This is a genomic window from Bacillus sp. DHT2, from assembly GCF_026241455.1.
Lineage (GTDB): Bacteria > Bacillota > Bacilli > Bacillales > Bacillaceae_G > Bacillus_A > Bacillus_A pseudomycoides.
The window spans coordinates 684,245-700,843 of record NZ_JAPHWH010000002.1 but is presented as its reverse complement, the minus strand read 5'-3'; the positions used below and the strand labels follow the sequence as shown (position 1 = coordinate 700,843).

General features: G+C 38.4%; 14 protein-coding genes and 1 other annotated feature. Of the genes, 11 read left to right on the top strand and 3 right to left on the bottom strand.

Going from position 1 to position 16,599, the window contains the following annotated elements:
- Both aspS and ORL93_RS08770 read left to right on the top strand, forming a co-directional pair.
- A complete protein-coding gene (aspS, locus tag ORL93_RS08775) occupies window positions 1–1,776 on the top strand; it encodes an aspartate--tRNA ligase (protein ID WP_003208580.1) in 1,776 nt (591 codons plus the stop codon).
- 508 nt (window positions 1,777–2,284) lie between these two features.
- On the top strand, window positions 2,285–3,052 hold the full coding sequence (locus tag ORL93_RS08770; protein WP_000903177.1) for a tRNA threonylcarbamoyladenosine dehydratase: 768 nt from the start codon (window positions 2,285–2,287) through the stop codon (window positions 3,050–3,052).
- Between the two features lie 317 nt (window positions 3,053–3,369).
- On the opposite strand, the gene ORL93_RS08765 is transcribed toward ORL93_RS08770, so the two are convergent.
- Both ORL93_RS08765 and ORL93_RS08760 read right to left on the bottom strand, forming a co-directional pair.
- A complete protein-coding gene (locus ORL93_RS08765) occupies window positions 3,370–4,020 on the bottom strand; it encodes an RsfA family transcriptional regulator (RefSeq protein ID WP_018765894.1) in 651 nt (216 codons plus the stop codon).
- A 37-nt stretch (window positions 4,021–4,057) separates the two neighbouring features.
- Window positions 4,058–5,344 carry a replication-associated recombination protein A gene (locus tag ORL93_RS08760; RefSeq protein WP_265958870.1) on the bottom strand — a complete coding sequence of 429 codons (1,287 nt, stop codon included), beginning with the start codon at window positions 5,342–5,344 and terminating at the stop codon, window positions 4,058–4,060.
- A 300-nt stretch (window positions 5,345–5,644) separates the two neighbouring features.
- Here ORL93_RS08760 and cymR point away from each other — a divergent pair, with 300 nt between their 5' ends.
- From cymR to ORL93_RS08725, 7 genes are all read left to right on the top strand, one after another.
- Complete coding sequence (cymR, locus tag ORL93_RS08755) at window positions 5,645–6,061, top strand: cysteine metabolism transcriptional regulator CymR (protein ID WP_000704116.1); 417 nt, start codon at window positions 5,645–5,647, stop codon at window positions 6,059–6,061.
- Between the two features lie 35 nt (window positions 6,062–6,096).
- Window positions 6,097–7,242 (top strand): cysteine desulfurase family protein, encoded by a 1,146-nt coding sequence (locus ORL93_RS08750; RefSeq protein WP_003208579.1) that lies wholly within the window; start codon window positions 6,097–6,099, stop codon window positions 7,240–7,242.
- A gap of 16 nt (window positions 7,243–7,258) precedes the next feature.
- Complete coding sequence (gene mnmA, locus ORL93_RS08745; RefSeq protein ID WP_018782988.1) at window positions 7,259–8,374, top strand: tRNA 2-thiouridine(34) synthase MnmA; 1,116 nt, start codon at window positions 7,259–7,261, stop codon at window positions 8,372–8,374.
- Window positions 8,375–8,487: 113 nt separating this feature from the next.
- The gene (locus ORL93_RS08740; RefSeq protein ID WP_003200488.1) at window positions 8,488–9,147 is read left to right on the top strand and encodes a tetratricopeptide repeat protein; all 660 of its coding nucleotides are present in this window, start codon (window positions 8,488–8,490) and stop codon (window positions 9,145–9,147) included.
- Between the two features lie 102 nt (window positions 9,148–9,249).
- Entirely contained in the window at window positions 9,250–11,586 is a 2,337-nt protein-coding gene (gene recD2, locus ORL93_RS08735) for an SF1B family DNA helicase RecD2 (RefSeq protein WP_265958869.1), read from the top strand.
- Window positions 11,587–11,727: 141 nt separating this feature from the next.
- A complete protein-coding gene (locus tag ORL93_RS08730; protein WP_000490499.1) occupies window positions 11,728–11,916 on the top strand; it encodes a hypothetical protein in 189 nt (62 codons plus the stop codon).
- 19 nt (window positions 11,917–11,935) lie between these two features.
- Window positions 11,936–12,064, top strand: a complete 129-nt coding sequence (locus tag ORL93_RS08725; RefSeq protein WP_001102898.1) for a YrzQ family protein — start codon at window positions 11,936–11,938, stop codon at window positions 12,062–12,064.
- A 46-nt stretch (window positions 12,065–12,110) separates the two neighbouring features.
- Here ORL93_RS08725 and ORL93_RS08720 read toward each other — a convergent pair whose 3' ends face one another.
- Window positions 12,111–12,323, bottom strand: coding sequence for a hypothetical protein (locus ORL93_RS08720; RefSeq protein ID WP_018765889.1), 213 nt, complete (start codon window positions 12,321–12,323; stop codon window positions 12,111–12,113).
- A gap of 166 nt (window positions 12,324–12,489) precedes the next feature.
- On the opposite strand from ORL93_RS08720, the gene ORL93_RS08715 reads away from it, so the two are divergent.
- Complete coding sequence (locus ORL93_RS08715) at window positions 12,490–13,566, top strand: AI-2E family transporter (protein WP_170957066.1); 1,077 nt, start codon at window positions 12,490–12,492, stop codon at window positions 13,564–13,566.
- 45 nt (window positions 13,567–13,611) lie between these two features.
- Window positions 13,612–13,829, top strand: a binding site (T-box leader).
- A gap of 53 nt (window positions 13,830–13,882) precedes the next feature.
- Window positions 13,883–16,525 (top strand): alanine--tRNA ligase, encoded by a 2,643-nt coding sequence (alaS, locus tag ORL93_RS08710; RefSeq protein WP_097794463.1) that lies wholly within the window; start codon window positions 13,883–13,885, stop codon window positions 16,523–16,525.
- The last annotated feature ends 74 nt before the right edge of the window (window positions 16,526–16,599 follow it).

Here is a 16,599-nt window from a genome sequence, read left to right as displayed (position 1 = left end):
ATGGCTGAAAGAACACATGCATGTGGAAAAGTAACAGTAGAAGCAGTTGGACAAACCGTTCAATTAAAAGGTTGGGTACAAAAACGCCGTGACTTAGGCGGACTCATTTTCATCGACTTACGTGACCGTACAGGTATCGTGCAAGTTGTATTTAACCCAGAAACATCAAAAGAAGCACTAGAAGTAGCAGAAACAATTCGTAGCGAATACGTATTACACGTAGAAGGAACAGTTGTTGAACGTGGTCAAGGTGCAATTAATGAAAATATGGCAACAGGGCGCATTGAAGTACAAGCAACGAAAGTAAATGTATTAAATGCAGCAAAAACAACGCCGATTATTATTGCAGACGATACAGATGCATCAGAAGATGTTCGTTTAAAATATCGTTATTTAGATTTACGTCGCCCTGTTATGTATAACACATTCAAAATGCGTCACGACGTGACAAAAACAATTCGTAACTTCTTAGATTCAGAAGAGTTTTTAGAAGTTGAAACACCAATTTTAACAAAGAGTACACCAGAAGGAGCACGTGACTATTTAGTACCAAGCCGTGTGCATGAAGGTGAATTTTACGCGTTACCTCAATCTCCACAGCTATTTAAACAGCTTCTAATGGTCGGCGGATTTGAGCGTTATTATCAAGTAGCGCGTTGTTTCCGCGATGAAGATTTACGTGCCGATCGTCAACCAGAATTCACACAAATTGACATCGAGGCATCATTCTTAACACAAGATGAAATTCTAGAAATGATGGAACGTATGATGACAAAAGTGATGAAAGATGCAAAAGGCGTAGAGGTTCGTGCACCATTCCCTCGTATGAAGTATGCTGATGCAATGGCTCGCTACGGTTCTGATAAACCAGATACACGCTTTGCAATGGAGCTTACTGACTTATCTGAGTTTGCAGCAGATTGCGGCTTCAAAGTGTTCACAAGTGCTGTAGAAAGCGGCGGGCAAGTAAAAGCAATTAATGCAAAAGGTGCAGCAGGTAAATATTCTCGTAAAGACATTGATGCATTAACTGAATTCGTAAAAGTATACGGAGCAAAAGGTTTAGCTTGGTTAAAAGTTGAAGAAGATGGCTTAAAAGGACCAATTGCGAAATTCTTCGGTGAAGAAGATGCAAACGTACTAATGAGCACATTAGATGGGGCTGCGGGTGACTTATTATTATTCGTTGCTGATAAGAAGAGCGTTGTTGCAGATAGCTTAGGTGCACTTCGTTTACGCTTAGGTAAAGAACTTGAGTTAATTGACGAAAGCAAATTTAACTTCCTATGGGTAACAGATTGGCCGCTTCTTGAGTATGATGAAGATGCTGATCGCTACTTCGCAGCGCATCATCCATTCACAATGCCATTCCGTGAAGATGTTGAGTTATTAGAAACAGCACCAGAAAAAGCGCGTGCACAAGCATATGACCTTGTATTAAACGGTTATGAGCTTGGTGGTGGGTCACTTCGTATTTATGAGCGTGATGTACAAGAAAAAATGTTCAAAGCTCTTGGATTCTCTCAAGAAGAAGCACAAGAACAATTCGGATTCTTATTAGAAGCGTTCGAATATGGTACACCACCACATGGCGGAATCGCATTAGGTTTAGACCGTCTCGTAATGTTACTTGCAGGCCGTACAAACCTTCGTGATACAATTGCATTCCCGAAAACAGCAAGCGCAAGCTGCTTATTAACAGATGCTCCAAGCCCTGTTGCAGAAGCGCAGCTTGAAGAGCTATACTTACAATTAAACGTAAAAGAAGAGAAGTAAGAAGGAGTCCTAGATGGTTATACTAAACCCATCTAGGATTTTTTTTAGTGGAAGTTTAAAAAATCTGGTTCAGATAGCAGTCGCATTTCTTCGTTGCTTCGCCAGTCCGGTGCTCGAGTAAGTAATCTTACACTCCGCTCCTCCTGGCGTCAGCGCCTCGAACAGCTCGGCTCTCTGAATCCTTCTTTTTAAACGTGGATTGGAAGAGGAAGTTTAAAAAATCTGGTTCAGATAGCAGTCGCATTTCTTCGTTGCTTCGCCAGTCCGGTGCTCGAGTAAGTAATCCTACACTCCGCTCCTCCTGGCGTCAGCGCCTCGAACAGCTCGGCTCTCTGAATCCTCCTTTTTAAACGTGGATTGGAAGAGGAAATTTAAAAAGTCCGGTTTAGCTAGTAATCCTTTTTTTGAATATGTATTTTTAGGAATTCTATAACTTTTTCTATACAAATAGTCGGAAAAACGCTAGAATACATGGTAGACCATTTTTGTAATAGGAGTGTAGAGCTGAATGTTACATCAATTTTCACGTAATGAATTAGCCTTCGGAAAAGAAGGTCTTGAAATATTAAAAAATAGTACAGTTGGTATTCTAGGAATTGGCGGTGTAGGTTCATTCGCAGCAGAAGCGTTAGCGCGTTCTGGCGTAGGACGTCTTGTATTAGTTGATAAAGACGTTGTAGATATTACAAATGTAAACCGTCAAATTCATGCTTTAGTATCTACTGTAGGACGTTCAAAAGTAGAATTAATGAAAGAGCGCATTGCAGACATTAATCCGGAATGTGAAGTAATTGGACTAGAAATGTTTTATACAGATGAAACATATGAAGAGTTCTTTAAACACGGCTTAGATTTCGTAGTGGATGCATCTGATACAATTACGTTCAAAATTCATTTAATTAAACAATGTTTACGTCGTAAAATTAAAATTATCTCAAGTATGGGCGCAGCAAATAAAATGGACCCAACTCGTTTTCGTATTGCGGACATTTCTAAAACACATACAGATCCAATTGCGAAAGTAATTCGTACGAAGCTTCGTAAAGAGGGTATTAAAAAAGGTGTAAAAGTTGTCTTCTCTGACGAAAACCCAATCGTAATTCGTGAAGAAGTACGTAAAGAAATCGTACCAGACGAAAATGCGAAAATTCGTAAAGCGAAATTACCACCTTCCTCAAATGCCTTCGTACCATCTGTGGCTGGTTTAATTATGGCGAGTCACGTTGTACGTGAACGTATTAAAAACGTAGAAGTGAAGCGTGTAGGGCAAGAATAAAAAATAAAAAAGCGTATATTCCATGAGGAGTATACGCTTTTTTATTTGTATGAAAAGATGTTAAAGAAATATCCATATCGGTAAGACGATAGATTCAAAAGCGATTAAAAATAATAAATAATTTTCGTATTTGTCCGATTTGTATGCAGAAGTCTTTTTTAAACCTCTAATTGTGAAGAATCCTAAAAGTAACACAAGAATCCCAAGTGTAATTTTGAAAATTGTTAATGAAATAGATAACCTCTCCTTTCAGTAACAAGTCTTGTTATGTTTATAATAGCATAAAAGTAATATATTTCCTGTTGCTTTAGAGTATTTTAATTTTCTGCCGAATATATAATATCTAAATTCCCGTTTTGATCCGTTTTAAAAATAGGTGCAATTTGATCTTGCTGTTCATCTACTAACACAAGCTTCCGGGCACGGTCCATAATTCTAACAAGCATCGCATAATCTTCTTCGATTGCTTGTTGTTTTTTCGTTAAAGATGCTAGTTTGACTTCTAGTTCATCGTTTGTTTTTTGTAAGGAGGCAAGCTTTGTATGCAAGTCTTCATTTTCAATTTGTATCTTTTCTAAGTGAGGATTATTATGCCCTAGGTTTTGCAAGAATGAGATTACATCTTGCATTGTAAGAGAATGTTTATTAGAAACGATTGCTTCGGAAAAATCAGCATCAATTACGACTTTTTGTTTTGGTTTTAGCTTTAATAGTTGCTCTTTTTCTACATTTGCTTCCGAACGCTTTAACTCTTTTCTTTGCTTCTTAGCGAGCTGTACAGCATCCTCATAATTTTGTCTGACTTCAGCATTCCAGCGAAAACCACAAGCAGCTGAAGTCCGGTTTAATTTGTCTCCAACTTCATCGAACGCTTTCAGCTGAGTACTTCCACTGCGAATATGTCGTAAAACGGTTTCTGCTAAAAGGAGATCGTCTTCTCTTGTCCATGCATCTTGGCGCGTTTTCATAAGCGAAACCTCCATTATCATGTCGTTTTCGCTTAGATTACCCTTTTGGTTTGCTTTTATGCGAACTTTGCAATCTTTCATATACGCCTGAAAGTGCTTGTTCGAATTTCCCCGTTGTTTTCGGCTTATAATATTGCTTGTTTTTTATTTTATCTGGTAAGTATTGCTGCTGTACCCATCCATTTGGATAATCATGTGGATATAAGTATCCAATACCTCTACCTAATGATTCAGCACCTCTATAGTGACTATCTTTTAAATGACTTGGGATATCGCCAGTTTGTCCGTTTCGCAAGTCGTGAAGTGCTGCATCAAGTGCCCTGTATGCTGAATTTGATTTTGGAGAAAGACAAAGTTCGATAACTGCATTGGCAAGCGGAATGCGAGCTTCTGGAAAACCAACACGTTCTGCCGACTCAATCGCAGCAAGTGTACGGGGACCTGCTTGCGGGCTAGCCAGTCCAATGTCTTCATATGCCATAATAAGAAGACGTCTCCCGATACTTTGTAAGTCACCAGCTTCAATAAGGCGCGCTAAATAATGAAGTGCAGCGTTCACATCGCTTCCGCGAACTGATTTTTGAAAGGCAGATAGGACATCATAATGAGCATCTCCGCCTTTGTCGTGAACAAAACTCTTTTTCTGTAAACATTCTTCAGCAATTTCTAATGTGATTTCGGTTGATTGATCGTCTGTTGTAAAGCTAGATAAAACAGCAAGTTCAAGTGCGTTATAAGCCGATCGCATATCTCCGCCAGAGGCATTTGCAAAGTGACACATTGCTTCATCTGTAACTGTTACATGATATTCACCTAAACCTTTTTCTTTATCTTCAAGCGCTCGTTTTAAGCCGATTAAAATATCATTTTCTGTTAGTGCGTGTAGTTCAAAGATTTGACATCGGCTACGAATGGCAGAGTTAATCGCATGGAATGGATTACTTGTTGTTGCGCCAATTAAGGTCAGAAGCCCGCTTTCTAAGTGAGGTAATAAGAAGTCTTGTTTTGCTTTATCTAAGCGGTGAACTTCATCTAAAATTAAAATAAGGTGGCGGTGCATCTTTGCTTCTTGCACGACAACTTCCATGTCTTTTTTATTATGAGTAACAGCATTTAATAGGCGAAAGGGCGTCCCTGTACTGCCGGCAATTGCACTAGCAATCGATGTTTTTCCAGTTCCGGGTGGACCGTATAAAATCATCGATTGGAAATGGTTTGCCTGAACCATTCGCCATAAAATTTTCCCTTCACCAACTAAATGCTCTTGACCAATTATTTCTTTAATATTTGTCGGACGCATTCGGTGTGCGAGTGGTTGTTTCATTATGACCGTCTCCCTTAATATGTAATCATATTCTATGGTATCATCTTTTTTATGGAAAATTGAAATATACTACTGTATTTATAAGTAATTCTGCTTAATTTTTTCATTCTTCTCTTTATTGTAATAATTACCGAGTTTTTCAATGTGATTTTATGTTATCATTTTGATACATAAGTTGAAATTTCTTATAATACTATATTATGCTATAATTTCATAGGATTTTGATTTTAAAATTGTGTTCTTCTTACGAATAAAGATTTAACTAATAGAAGTGAAATTTTGAAAAGAGGTGCGAAATAGATGAAAATTTCAACGAAAGGCCGTTACGGCTTAACAATTATGATTGATCTTGCGAAGAAGTTTGGTGAGGGTCCAATTTCTTTAAAATCAATTGCGCAAGCGCATGACCTATCTGAACATTACTTAGAGCAATTAATCTCTCCACTTCGTAACGCTCGTCTTGTAAAAAGTACGCGTGGTGCATATGGTGGTTATGTATTATCTGACCAACCAGCTAATATTACGGCTGGCGATGTAATTCGTGTTTTAGAAGGCCCAATTAGCGTTGTTGAAATGATAGAAGAGGAAGAACCAGCACAGCGCCAGTTGTGGATGCGTGTTCGTGATGCAGTACAAGAAGTATTAGATAGTACAACTCTAGAAGATTTAGTACGTTATGAGGAAGAGAATCATGGGGGTTATATGTTTTACATTTAATTCCTTGTGAAACGATTTGGAAAGAAGGAGATCTGATGGAACGCATTTACTTAGATCATGCTGCGACATCTCCGGCTCACCCAGAAGTAGTCGAAAAGATGATTCCATATATGACAGAAATATTTGGTAATCCGTCTAGTATTCATTTTTATGGACGCCAAACGCGCCATGCTGTAGATGAAGCAAGACGTGTTTGTGCACGTAGCATTCATGCAAATCCAAATGAAATTATTTTTACAAGCGGTGGTACGGAGGCTGATAATCTAGCACTTTTAGGTGTGGCACGTGCAAACCGCAATAAAGGAAATCATATTATTACGACGCAGATTGAACATCACGCTATTTTGCATACATGTGAAGCGTTAGAGCGAGAAGGCTTTGAGGTGACGTATTTACCGGTTGATGAAACAGGTCGTGTTCAAGTTTCTGATGTAAAAGAGGCGTTAACGGATGAAACGATTCTCGTATCTGTTATGTTTGGAAATAATGAAGTTGGAACGGTTCAACCGATTGCAGAAATTGGAGAACTGTTAAAAGAACATCACGCTTATTTTCACACGGATGCTGTACAAGCCTACGGTTTAACAGCAATTGATGTGAAAGAGTTAGGCATTGATTTATTATCAATCTCAGCTCATAAAATTAATGGTCCAAAAGGTGTAGGTTTTTTATATGCTAGCGCGCAAGTGAAGTTTGAACCGTTATTAACGGGCGGGGAGCAAGAGCGAAAACGTCGTGCAGGTACTGAGAATGTACCTAGCATCGTTGGGCTAGAGCAAGCTGTTAAGTTGGCAGAATCAACGCGTGAGCAAAAAATTGCCCAATATGAAGGATTTAAAGATATAATGGTATCTGTCTTTCAAAAAGAAGACATTACTTTCGAGGTAAACGGAAACTTAGAATATCGCTTACCACATGTGTTTAATGTAAGTTTCACAGGAATGGATATTGAGCCGTTTCTTGTAAACTTAGACTTAGCAGGTATTGCAGTATCAAGTGGTTCTGCATGTACAGCTGGTTCTATTGACCCATCGCATGTGTTAGTGGCGATGTTTGGAAAAGATTCCGATCAAATACGTTCATCCGTACGTTTTAGCTTTGGTCTTGGTAATACGAAAGAACAAGTGGAAAAAGCAGCGTATGAAACAGTGAAAATCGTGAAGCGATTAACACAAAAATAGCATGGGAGGTGACATGATGAACAAACTACCTCACGAAACACGCGTTGTCATTGGAATGTCCGGTGGCGTAGATTCATCTGTAGCAGCTCTTTTATTAAAAGAGCAAGGTTATGATGTAATCGGGATTTTTATGAAAAACTGGGATGATACAGACGAGAATGGTTTCTGTACAGCAACGGAAGATTACAATGATGTAATCGAAGTGTGCAATCAAATCGGTATCCCCTATTATGCAGTAAACTTTGAAAAACAATATTGGGATAAAGTATTTACGTACTTTTTAGATGAGTACCGAGCTGGTCGTACGCCAAACCCAGATGTAATGTGTAACAAAGAAATTAAATTTAAAGCCTTTTTAGAACATGCGATTGCGCTTGGTGCCGATTATGTAGCGACAGGTCATTATGCACGTGTTGCTTATATTGATGGCGAATATAAAATGCTACGCGGTGTTGATGATAATAAGGATCAAACATATTTCTTGAATCAATTAAGCCAAGAGCAACTATCAAAAACAATGTTCCCGTTAGGCGAATTAAAGAAACCACAAATTCGTGAAATGGCAAAAGAAGCTGGTTTAGCAACAGCGACGAAAAAAGATAGTACAGGTATCTGCTTTATTGGTGAGCGTAACTTTAAAGATTTCTTAAGTAACTACTTACCAGCTCAGCCAGGTGTGATGCAAACACTATCTGGCGAAGTGAAAGGGAAACATGACGGTTTAATGTACTATACAATTGGACAACGTCATGGTCTTGGTATTGGTGGTAATGGTGATCCTTGGTTCGCTGTTGGGAAAAACTTGAAAGAAAATATTTTATATGTTGATCAAGGATTCCACAATGAGCTTTTATATGGTGATGAAGTCATTGCTACGAATATAGGTTGGGTAAGCAACAGAGCGAAAGAAAAGGAATTTAAGTGCACAGCGAAATTCCGTTATCGTCAAGAGGATAACAAGGTAACGGTTCAAATCGTTGATGATAATACAGTTCGTATTCTTTGCGATGAACCAATTCGTGCGATTACGCCAGGACAAGCAGTTGTTTTCTATGATGGAGATGAATGCTTAGGCGGTGCTACAATTGATGAAGTATACCGTAGTGGTAAGAAACTAGACTATTTAGGATGAAAAACGAGAAGCCTCTGCCGATTAGCGGTTAGAGGTTTCTTTTTCATAACAGCGAATTTTTGTTCGCTTGGAAAATAGATTATTTGTTATAATTTGTTGTAGAGGTGAAGAACATGTCAAATAAGCTTGAAGCAGGCATTCAATATATGCAAGAAGGAAACTGGGAAGAAGCAGCTAAAAATTTTACAGAGGCAATTGAAGAAAATCCGAAAGATGCACTTGGATACATTAACTTTGCGAATTTATTAGATGTGTTAGGAGATAGCGAACGTGCGATTTTATTTTATAAACGCGCATTAGAACTAGATGGGAAATCAGCTACTGCCTATTATGGACTTGGAAGCATATATTATGGACAAGAGCAATTTACAGAAGCAAAAGCTGCATTTGAGCAAGCAATGCAAGCTGGATTACAATCAGCTGATGTGACATTTATGCTAGGGATTACGTATGTACAGCTTGGAAATGATCGTCTTGCACTGCCATTTTTACAAAGAGCAACTGAATTAGATAGGGCAGATGTAGAAGCGGTATTCCAATGCGGATTATGCTTTGCACGACTAGAACATATTCAGGAAGCAAAACCTTATTTTGAAAAGGTTTTACAAATGGATGAAGAACATGCAGATGCGTACTATAATTTAGGTGTTGCGTACGTGTTTGAGGAAAATAATGAGAAAGCACTTGCTTTATTTAAGAAGGCGACTGAAATTCAACCAGATCACTTTTTAGCAGGGAATGGCATTCGTTTATTAGAGCAAGAAGCCGAATAGAAATCGTACCTTAACGCGCAGTTACCCCTCATCTAATGATAAGTAGAGAGGTGGGGGCTTTACTGCTCGTTAGAGTGAGAGAAATCGGAAAGGAGAGGAAACATGGGAAATCAACATGCAATGGATTTGTTTGAGGAAGAGCAAAAATTTATAAAAGCACAAGTTCTTCATACCATTTTCCACAACGAAGAAAACCTCTATTCCGTTGTCAGTATGAAAATCATTGAAACAAATGAAACATATGACGAAAAAAAAGTGATGATCAACGGTCACTTTCCCCGTATGCATGAAGATGAAGTATTTACATTGACAGGTCACTTTAAAGACCACCCAAAGTACGGAAAGCAATACTTAGTTGAAACATTTAAAAAAGAATTACCTCAAACAAAAACAGGTATGGTGCAATATTTAGCGAGTGATTTATTTAAAGGAATTGGGAAGCGAACAGCAGAAAAGATTGTTGATCATCTCGGAGAACATGCGATTTCTAAAATTATGGACGACCCTGCTGCATTAGAAGGTGTTGTAAACAAGCAGAAAGCGCAAGAAATTTATGACACAATTATTGAACACCAAGGGCTTGAAAAGGTCATGAGCTTTTTAAATGGTTATGGTTTTGGAACGAAGCTCTCGATTAAGATTTATCAGCAGTATAAAGAAATGACGCTTGAAGTGATTCGAAATAATCCATATCAGTTGATTGAAGAAGTCGATGGCATCGGTTTTGGAAGAGCTGACGATATAGGACGAGCGCTAGGGATATCTGGTAACCATAATGATCGTGTGAGAGCAGGATGTTTCTATACGTTAGAAAATGTTTCGCTCCAAGAAGGTCATGTGTTTATGGATAAGGGTCAACTAGTTCGAGAAACCGTATCGCTTTTAAATAATCAAGAGGGTAATGTGACGGAAGAAGATATTTTGCAATGCGTTGAAATGATGCAAGGTGAAGGGAAAATCATTATAGAAGAAGACCGCATTTATTTAGCTTCGTTATTCTATTCCGAAAAGGGCGTTGTCAAATCAATCCGCCGTCTCATGAACCAAGAAGAGACGCCTTCATTTCCTGAAGCGGAAGTATTATTAACGTTAGGGAAAATCGAAGAGCAGCTAAAAGTACAGTATGCGCCGCTTCAACAAGAGGCAATTCAAACTGCGCTTCATAAGCCGATGATGTTATTAACCGGCGGACCTGGTACAGGGAAGACGACCGTTATTAAAGGAATTGTCGAAATGTATGCTTCCTTGCATGGTTTATCATTAAGCACGCAAGATTACAGTGATGATAATCCGTTTCCGATTCTGTTAACAGCTCCGACAGGCCGCGCTGCGAAGCGGATGAGTGAGTCAACAGGGCTTCCTGCTTGTACGATTCACCGCTTACTTGGTTGGACGCCAGAAGGATCTTTCCAGCGTAATGAAACGGACCCTGTACAAGGAAAGTTACTTATCATTGATGAGTTTTCAATGGTTGATATTTGGCTCGCAAATCAATTGTTTAAATCATTACCAACAAACATTCAAGTAATTGTTGTAGGTGATGAAGATCAATTACCTTCTGTAGGGCCTGGACAAGTGTTGAAAGATTTATTAGATGCTGGTGCAATTCCGACAGTGAAGTTAACAGAGATTTACCGTCAAGCAGAAGGGTCATCCGTTATTCAGCTTGCCCATGCGATAAAAAATGGTACGCTGCCACCAGACTTAGCACAAAATAAAAAAGATCGTTCGTTTATTGGTTGCTCAGGTGCTCAAATTGTTGAGGTTGTAAAACAAGTATGTGAAAACGCGAAGACGAAAGGGTTTAATGCAAGAGATGTCCAAGTGTTAGCACCTATGTATCGCGGTCCGGCAGGTATTAATGTGCTAAATGAGGCACTCCAAGAAGTATTTAATCCGAAGAAAGAAAAGAGTAGAGAAATTGCCTACGGTGATGTTGTGTATCGAACGGGTGATAAAGTATTGCAGCTCGTAAATCAACCAGAAAGCCAAGTTTTTAATGGTGACATTGGAGAAATTGTTTCTGTATTTTATGCAAAGGAAAATGTGGAGAAACAAGATATGGTTGTTGTTTCGTTCGATGGGATTGAAGTAACGTATATAAAGCCAGATTTAAATCAAATTACACATGCGTATTGTTGTTCAATTCATAAGTCACAAGGAAGTGAATTTCCAATTGTAATTATGCCGATTGTAAAGAGTTATTACCGCATGTTACGCCGTAATTTAATTTATACAGGTATTACGAGAAGTAAAAAGTTTCTAATTATTTGCGGAGAAGAATCAGCCTTTCAATCTGGTGTGAATCGTCTTGATGATTCCATGCGGCAAACAACGTTAGCTGGTCGCTTGCAGGAATCAAAAGGGGAAGTGCAAATGGTTACGATTGATGGCCAGGAGATGGATGTGGAAAACATTTCACCGTATGATTTTATGTAGCAAGGTGAAATTATATAGTGAAACTTTCAATATAGAGAGCGTTATTTTGAAAGTGTAAGGCAGTTCTAGTATGTATAAATGAGTGTAGTTTGGACATAATGGCGAATAGAATCTGGGAGACTGTAAGGAGATGAAAGCCATATGTTCAGTTGTCCAAATTGCAAAGGGAAAGACATTGGAAAAATAGGTGTCAACCAATTTTATTGCTGGAATTGTTATATTGAATTATCGGTTTCAAAGGGGAAAATCCATACGCATCAAGTAGAAGAAGATGGATCGCTTAGTTCTCTTGATGATTTATTTGATGAGAATGAACGAACCATCGGATAGTCAAAAAGGGGGATTTACTTTGAACGTACGCAATTCATTAATCGCATTAGGTATTGGAGCTGCGGCATATCAATATGCACGTAAACAAGATGTGTTTTCCAAACGTAATATGAAAAGAGCACGCAAAATGATTAAGTCTTATTTATAATCATTTCTATAAAGTGAAAAACTCCCTTCATTCTCAGGGAGTTTTTTCATGTGCTCGTATATAAATAAAAAAGTCCAATTTCAGAAAAAAGATAAGAAAGTCCGTAACATCCAATACCAAGAACTCCGTAATACCACAGCTGTTTCGCACGTTCTTTTCGTGTTGAACGCGTGAAGAGTCCCTTCCAAATACCAAAGCCAATGCAGATCCATTCTAGTATCATGAAAAGTGTTGAAAGAATTAACATAAGCCAAACCATTTTATTCCTCCTCACATATTTGCGAGCTGACCTAAGTGCTTGTCCGTATGATGTTAAATATATGTAAGTTTTTTTAAAAACAGTATGGTCTGTATGGAAATATTTTAGTCCAGTAATTTTTTAAAAGTTTTACACATAACCTTCTCTATTTCTTTTCAAAATAAGGATGGAGGAGGTTTTTCGCTTGAAGAATCTTAAAATTATTTGGATCTATCGATTAGGGTTATTGTTATTAGTGTTTTTATGTTTGCTCGTCTTTTTAAAAATTAAACCACTATGGGCGCCAATCATATTTGTGTTTAAAGTAGCAATTACACCATTTTTAATTGCTTGTTTCATCGCGTATTTACTGCATCCTTTAATTGAAAAATTATATAAAGAGGGAATGCCACGTACACTTGCGATTTTGCTTATTTATATTCTCTTTTTTGGTGGTCTCGGTTATGGAATTTATAAAGGGACACCGGTTGTGATTGCGCAGCTACAAGAAATCAATAAGCAATTCCCGCAGTTTATGAAAATGTATGATTCTTGGATGGACGGTGTGACAGAACAGACAGACAATTTCCCATCGTTTATTCATGAGAAAGTAAAGCAAATATTTGTCGGCATTGAGATGAAGATACAAGCACTTTTAAATAAGGTGATGAGTACAGCGCGTGGTGTACTGGATTCATTACTCATCATTTTCTTGATTCCTTTTATTGTATTTTACATATTAAAAGACTATGGAGAGTTTTATCACGTTTTTTGGAAGCTTGTTCCGAGTAAATGGCGTAGTACAGGACAAGTATTGGCGAAGGAGATCGATAAGTCACTTGGAAGTTATATTCGAGGGCAATTATTTGTTTGTTTAGTTTTAGGAGGAGTGTCCGCTCTTTCATTTTGGTTTATTGGGATGAAGTACCCACTGTTATTAGGCATTATTGTTGGAGTTACCGATATTATTCCTTACTTTGGACCAATTTTAGGAGCGATTCCGACGTTGATGATTGCGGCAACCGTATCCACGAACCTTTTTATTAAAGCGGGCATTGCACTTGCCATTTTACAATTTGTTGAAAGTAACATTCTCTCCCCATATATTGTTGGGAAGTCGTTACGTATGCATCCTGTTATTATTATGCTTGCTCTTCTGATTGGGGGAGAAATAGGTGGAATCGTCGGTCTTTTAATAGCAGTTCCTATTTTGGCGGTGATTCGAACCGTCATTGTTCATATAAAGCCACTCTGGAAACATTGACAAATGGAAACGGATTCGCTACAATTTTGGCATATAGCATATGATTTTAAATTGATGACGGAACGAGTATGTCACAGTCCATTTTTAGAGAGAAACTTCCATCGGCTGAAAGAAGTTTTAAATGAAGGGTGACAGAACGCTAATCCTGAGAGCAGCTAATCCCTGCCGTCTTGCCACGTTACGGCACCATGAGGTGATGAATCGAGAATGTATAAATCGGTTCATAATTAGGGTGGTATCGCGAGTTAACTCTCGTCCCTTTTATAGGGACGGGAGTTTTTTGTTTTTATGAAATTTCTTAAAGGAGGAAATATAGATGAAACAGTTAACAGGAGCACAAATTCGTCAAATGTTTTTAGACTTTTTCGAGGGAAAAGGGCATGCAATTGAACCAAGTGCATCATTAGTTCCGCATGAGGATCCATCTCTTTTATGGATCAACAGTGGTGTAGCGACATTAAAGAAATACTTTGATGGTCGTGTAATCCCGCAAAACCCACGTATTACAAATGCGCAAAAATCAATTCGTACAAACGATATTGAAAACGTTGGGAAAACAGCTCGTCACCATACATTCTTTGAAATGTTAGGAAACTTCTCAATTGGTGACTACTTTAAAGAAGAAGCAATTACATGGGCTTGGGAATTTTTAACGAGCGACAAATGGATTGGATTTGATAAAGAGTTACTATCTGTAACAATCCATCCAGAAGATGAAGAAGCATTTACAATTTGGAATGAGAAAATGGGTGTTCCGAAAGAGCGCATCATTCGTTTAGAAGAAAACTTCTGGGATATTGGTGAAGGACCAAGTGGACCGAACACAGAAATTTTCTATGACCGCGGTGAAGCTTACGGTAACGATTTTAGCGATCCTGAGTTGTATCCGGGTGGAGAAAACGAACGTTACTTAGAAGTATGGAACCTTGTATTCTCTCAATTTAACCATAATCCGGATGGCTCATATACGCCACTTCCAAAGAAAAACATCGATACAGGGATGGGTCTAGAGCGTATGACATCTATCGTTCAAGATGTACCTACAAACTTTGATACAGACCTATTTATGCCAATGATTGGTGCAACAGAATCAATTTCTGGTGAGAAATATCGCGGTGGCGATGTAGAAAAAGATATGGCGTTTAAAGTAATTGCAGACCATATCCGTACAGTAACATTTGCTGTTGGTGATGGAGCTCTTCCTTCTAACGAAGGCCGTGGCTATGTATTACGTCGTTTATTACGCCGTGCTGTACGTTATGCGAAGAAATTAAACATTAACCGTCCATTCATGTTTGAATTAGTACCGGTTGTTGGCGAAGTAATGAAAGACTTCTATCCAGAAGTTCTTGAAAAGAAAGACTTTATTGCAAAAGTTGTGAAAAATGAAGAAGAGCGTTTCCATGAAACACTTCATGATGGAGAAGCAATTTTAGCAGAGGTTATTGCAAAAGCAAAAGAAGAAAAAACGACTGCTATTTCTGGAGTAGATGCGTTCCGTCTATATGACACATATGGTTTCCCAATTGAATTAACAGAAGAATATGCAGAAGAAGCTGGTATGACGGTTGATCATACAGGTTTTGAAGCAGAGATGGAAAAACAACGTGAACGTGCACGTGCAGCTCGTCAAGACGTTGATTCTATGCAAGTTCAAGGCGGCGTACTTGGAGAAATTAAAGTAGCGAGTGAATTCGTTGGTTATGGTACAGTTGCGACAGAAAGTAATGTTGTTGCACTTGTGAAAAATGGCGAGTACACAGATAGCTTACAAGCAGGCGAAGAAGGACAATTAATGCTTGATGTAACACCATTCTATGCTGAGAGTGGCGGACAAATCGCAGACCGCGGTTACCTTCTTGCTGACGGTGTGAAAGTTCTTGTAAAAGACGTACAAAAAGCACCAAATGGTCAAAGCTTACACAAAATAGTTGTGGAAGAAGGAACGTTAACAAAAGAATCAGCTGTAAAAGCTATTATTGATACGAAGAACCGTAGCAGTGTTGTGAAAAACCATACAGCAACGCATATTTTACACCAAGCATTAAAAGATGTACTTGGAACACATGTTAACCAAGCTGGTTCTCTTGTAACATCAGAACGTCTACGCTTTGACTTCTCTCACTTCGGTCAAGTACAAGCTGACGAATTAGAAAAAATTGAGCGTATTGTAAACGAAAAAATTTGGGAAAGTATTGATGTTGAGATTTCTCAAAAAGCAATTGAAGAAGCAAAAGAAATGGGTGCAATGGCATTATTCGGTGAAAAATACGGAGATGTTGTACGCGTTGTCCAAGTAGGCGATTATAGCTTAGAACTTTGCGGTGGTTGTCACGTTGATAACACAGCATCTATCGGTATTTTCAAAATTGTTGCTGAGTCTGGTATCGGTGCTGGAACTCGTCGTATTGAGGCAGTGACTGGTAAATCTGCATACGAATTAATGAACGATCAAGTAAGTTTATTAAAAGAAGCTGCAGGCAAAATGAAAACAAATCCGAAAGATATTTTAACAAGAGTAGACGGTCTATTTACTGAAGTGAAACAACTTCAAAAAGAGAATGAATCTCTTGCTGCAAAATTAAGTAACATTGAAGCTGGAAACTTAACAGATTCAGTTGTTACAGTGGATGGAGTAAATGTATTAGCAACAAAAGTAAATGTTGCAGATATGAATAACTTACGTACAATGATGGATGACCTGAAAAATAAATTAGAGTCTGCAGTCGTTGTATTAGCAGCTGTAAATGAGGATAAAGTAAATATTCTAGCAGGTGTAACGAAAGATTTAATCAATCAAGGTTACCATGCAGGTAAACTTGTGAAAGAAGTTGCTTCTCGCTGCGGCGGTGGCGGTGGCGGCCGTCCTGACATGGCTCAAGCAGGTGGTAAAAACCCAGCGCAAGTGGATGATGCACTTGCATTTGTAGAAGAGTACGTTAAATCTGTTTCAAAATAAAGAGATAGTAGTGTACAATAGTAGGGAGAGGAGAGATTCTTCTCCCTATACTTACTACTTATAAGTGAGGTGCT

What these genes read in the sequence shown, in the direction of transcription:
- aspS (WP_003208580.1), top strand. Translation starts at nt 1, where the DNA reads ATGGCTGAAAGAACACATGCATGTGGAAAAGTAACAGTAGAAGCAGTT.
- ORL93_RS08770 (WP_000903177.1), top strand. Translation starts at nt 2,285, where the DNA reads ATGTTACATCAATTTTCACGTAATGAATTAGCCTTCGGAAAAGAAGGT.
- ORL93_RS08765 (WP_018765894.1), bottom strand. Translation starts at nt 4,020, where the DNA reads ATGAAAACGCGCCAAGATGCATGGACAAGAGAAGACGATCTCCTTTTA.
- ORL93_RS08760 (WP_265958870.1), bottom strand. Translation starts at nt 5,344, where the DNA reads ATGAAACAACCACTCGCACACCGAATGCGTCCGACAAATATTAAAGAA.
- cymR (WP_000704116.1), top strand. Translation starts at nt 5,645, where the DNA reads ATGAAAATTTCAACGAAAGGCCGTTACGGCTTAACAATTATGATTGAT.
- ORL93_RS08750 (WP_003208579.1), top strand. Translation starts at nt 6,097, where the DNA reads ATGGAACGCATTTACTTAGATCATGCTGCGACATCTCCGGCTCACCCA.
- mnmA (WP_018782988.1), top strand. Translation starts at nt 7,259, where the DNA reads ATGAACAAACTACCTCACGAAACACGCGTTGTCATTGGAATGTCCGGT.
- ORL93_RS08740 (WP_003200488.1), top strand. Translation starts at nt 8,488, where the DNA reads ATGTCAAATAAGCTTGAAGCAGGCATTCAATATATGCAAGAAGGAAAC.
- recD2 (WP_265958869.1), top strand. Translation starts at nt 9,250, where the DNA reads ATGGGAAATCAACATGCAATGGATTTGTTTGAGGAAGAGCAAAAATTT.
- ORL93_RS08730 (WP_000490499.1), top strand. Translation starts at nt 11,728, where the DNA reads ATGTTCAGTTGTCCAAATTGCAAAGGGAAAGACATTGGAAAAATAGGT.
- ORL93_RS08720 (WP_018765889.1), bottom strand. Translation starts at nt 12,323, where the DNA reads ATGGTTTGGCTTATGTTAATTCTTTCAACACTTTTCATGATACTAGAA.
- ORL93_RS08715 (WP_170957066.1), top strand. Translation starts at nt 12,490, where the DNA reads ATGGAGGAGGTTTTTCGCTTGAAGAATCTTAAAATTATTTGGATCTAT.
- alaS (WP_097794463.1), top strand. Translation starts at nt 13,883, where the DNA reads ATGAAACAGTTAACAGGAGCACAAATTCGTCAAATGTTTTTAGACTTT.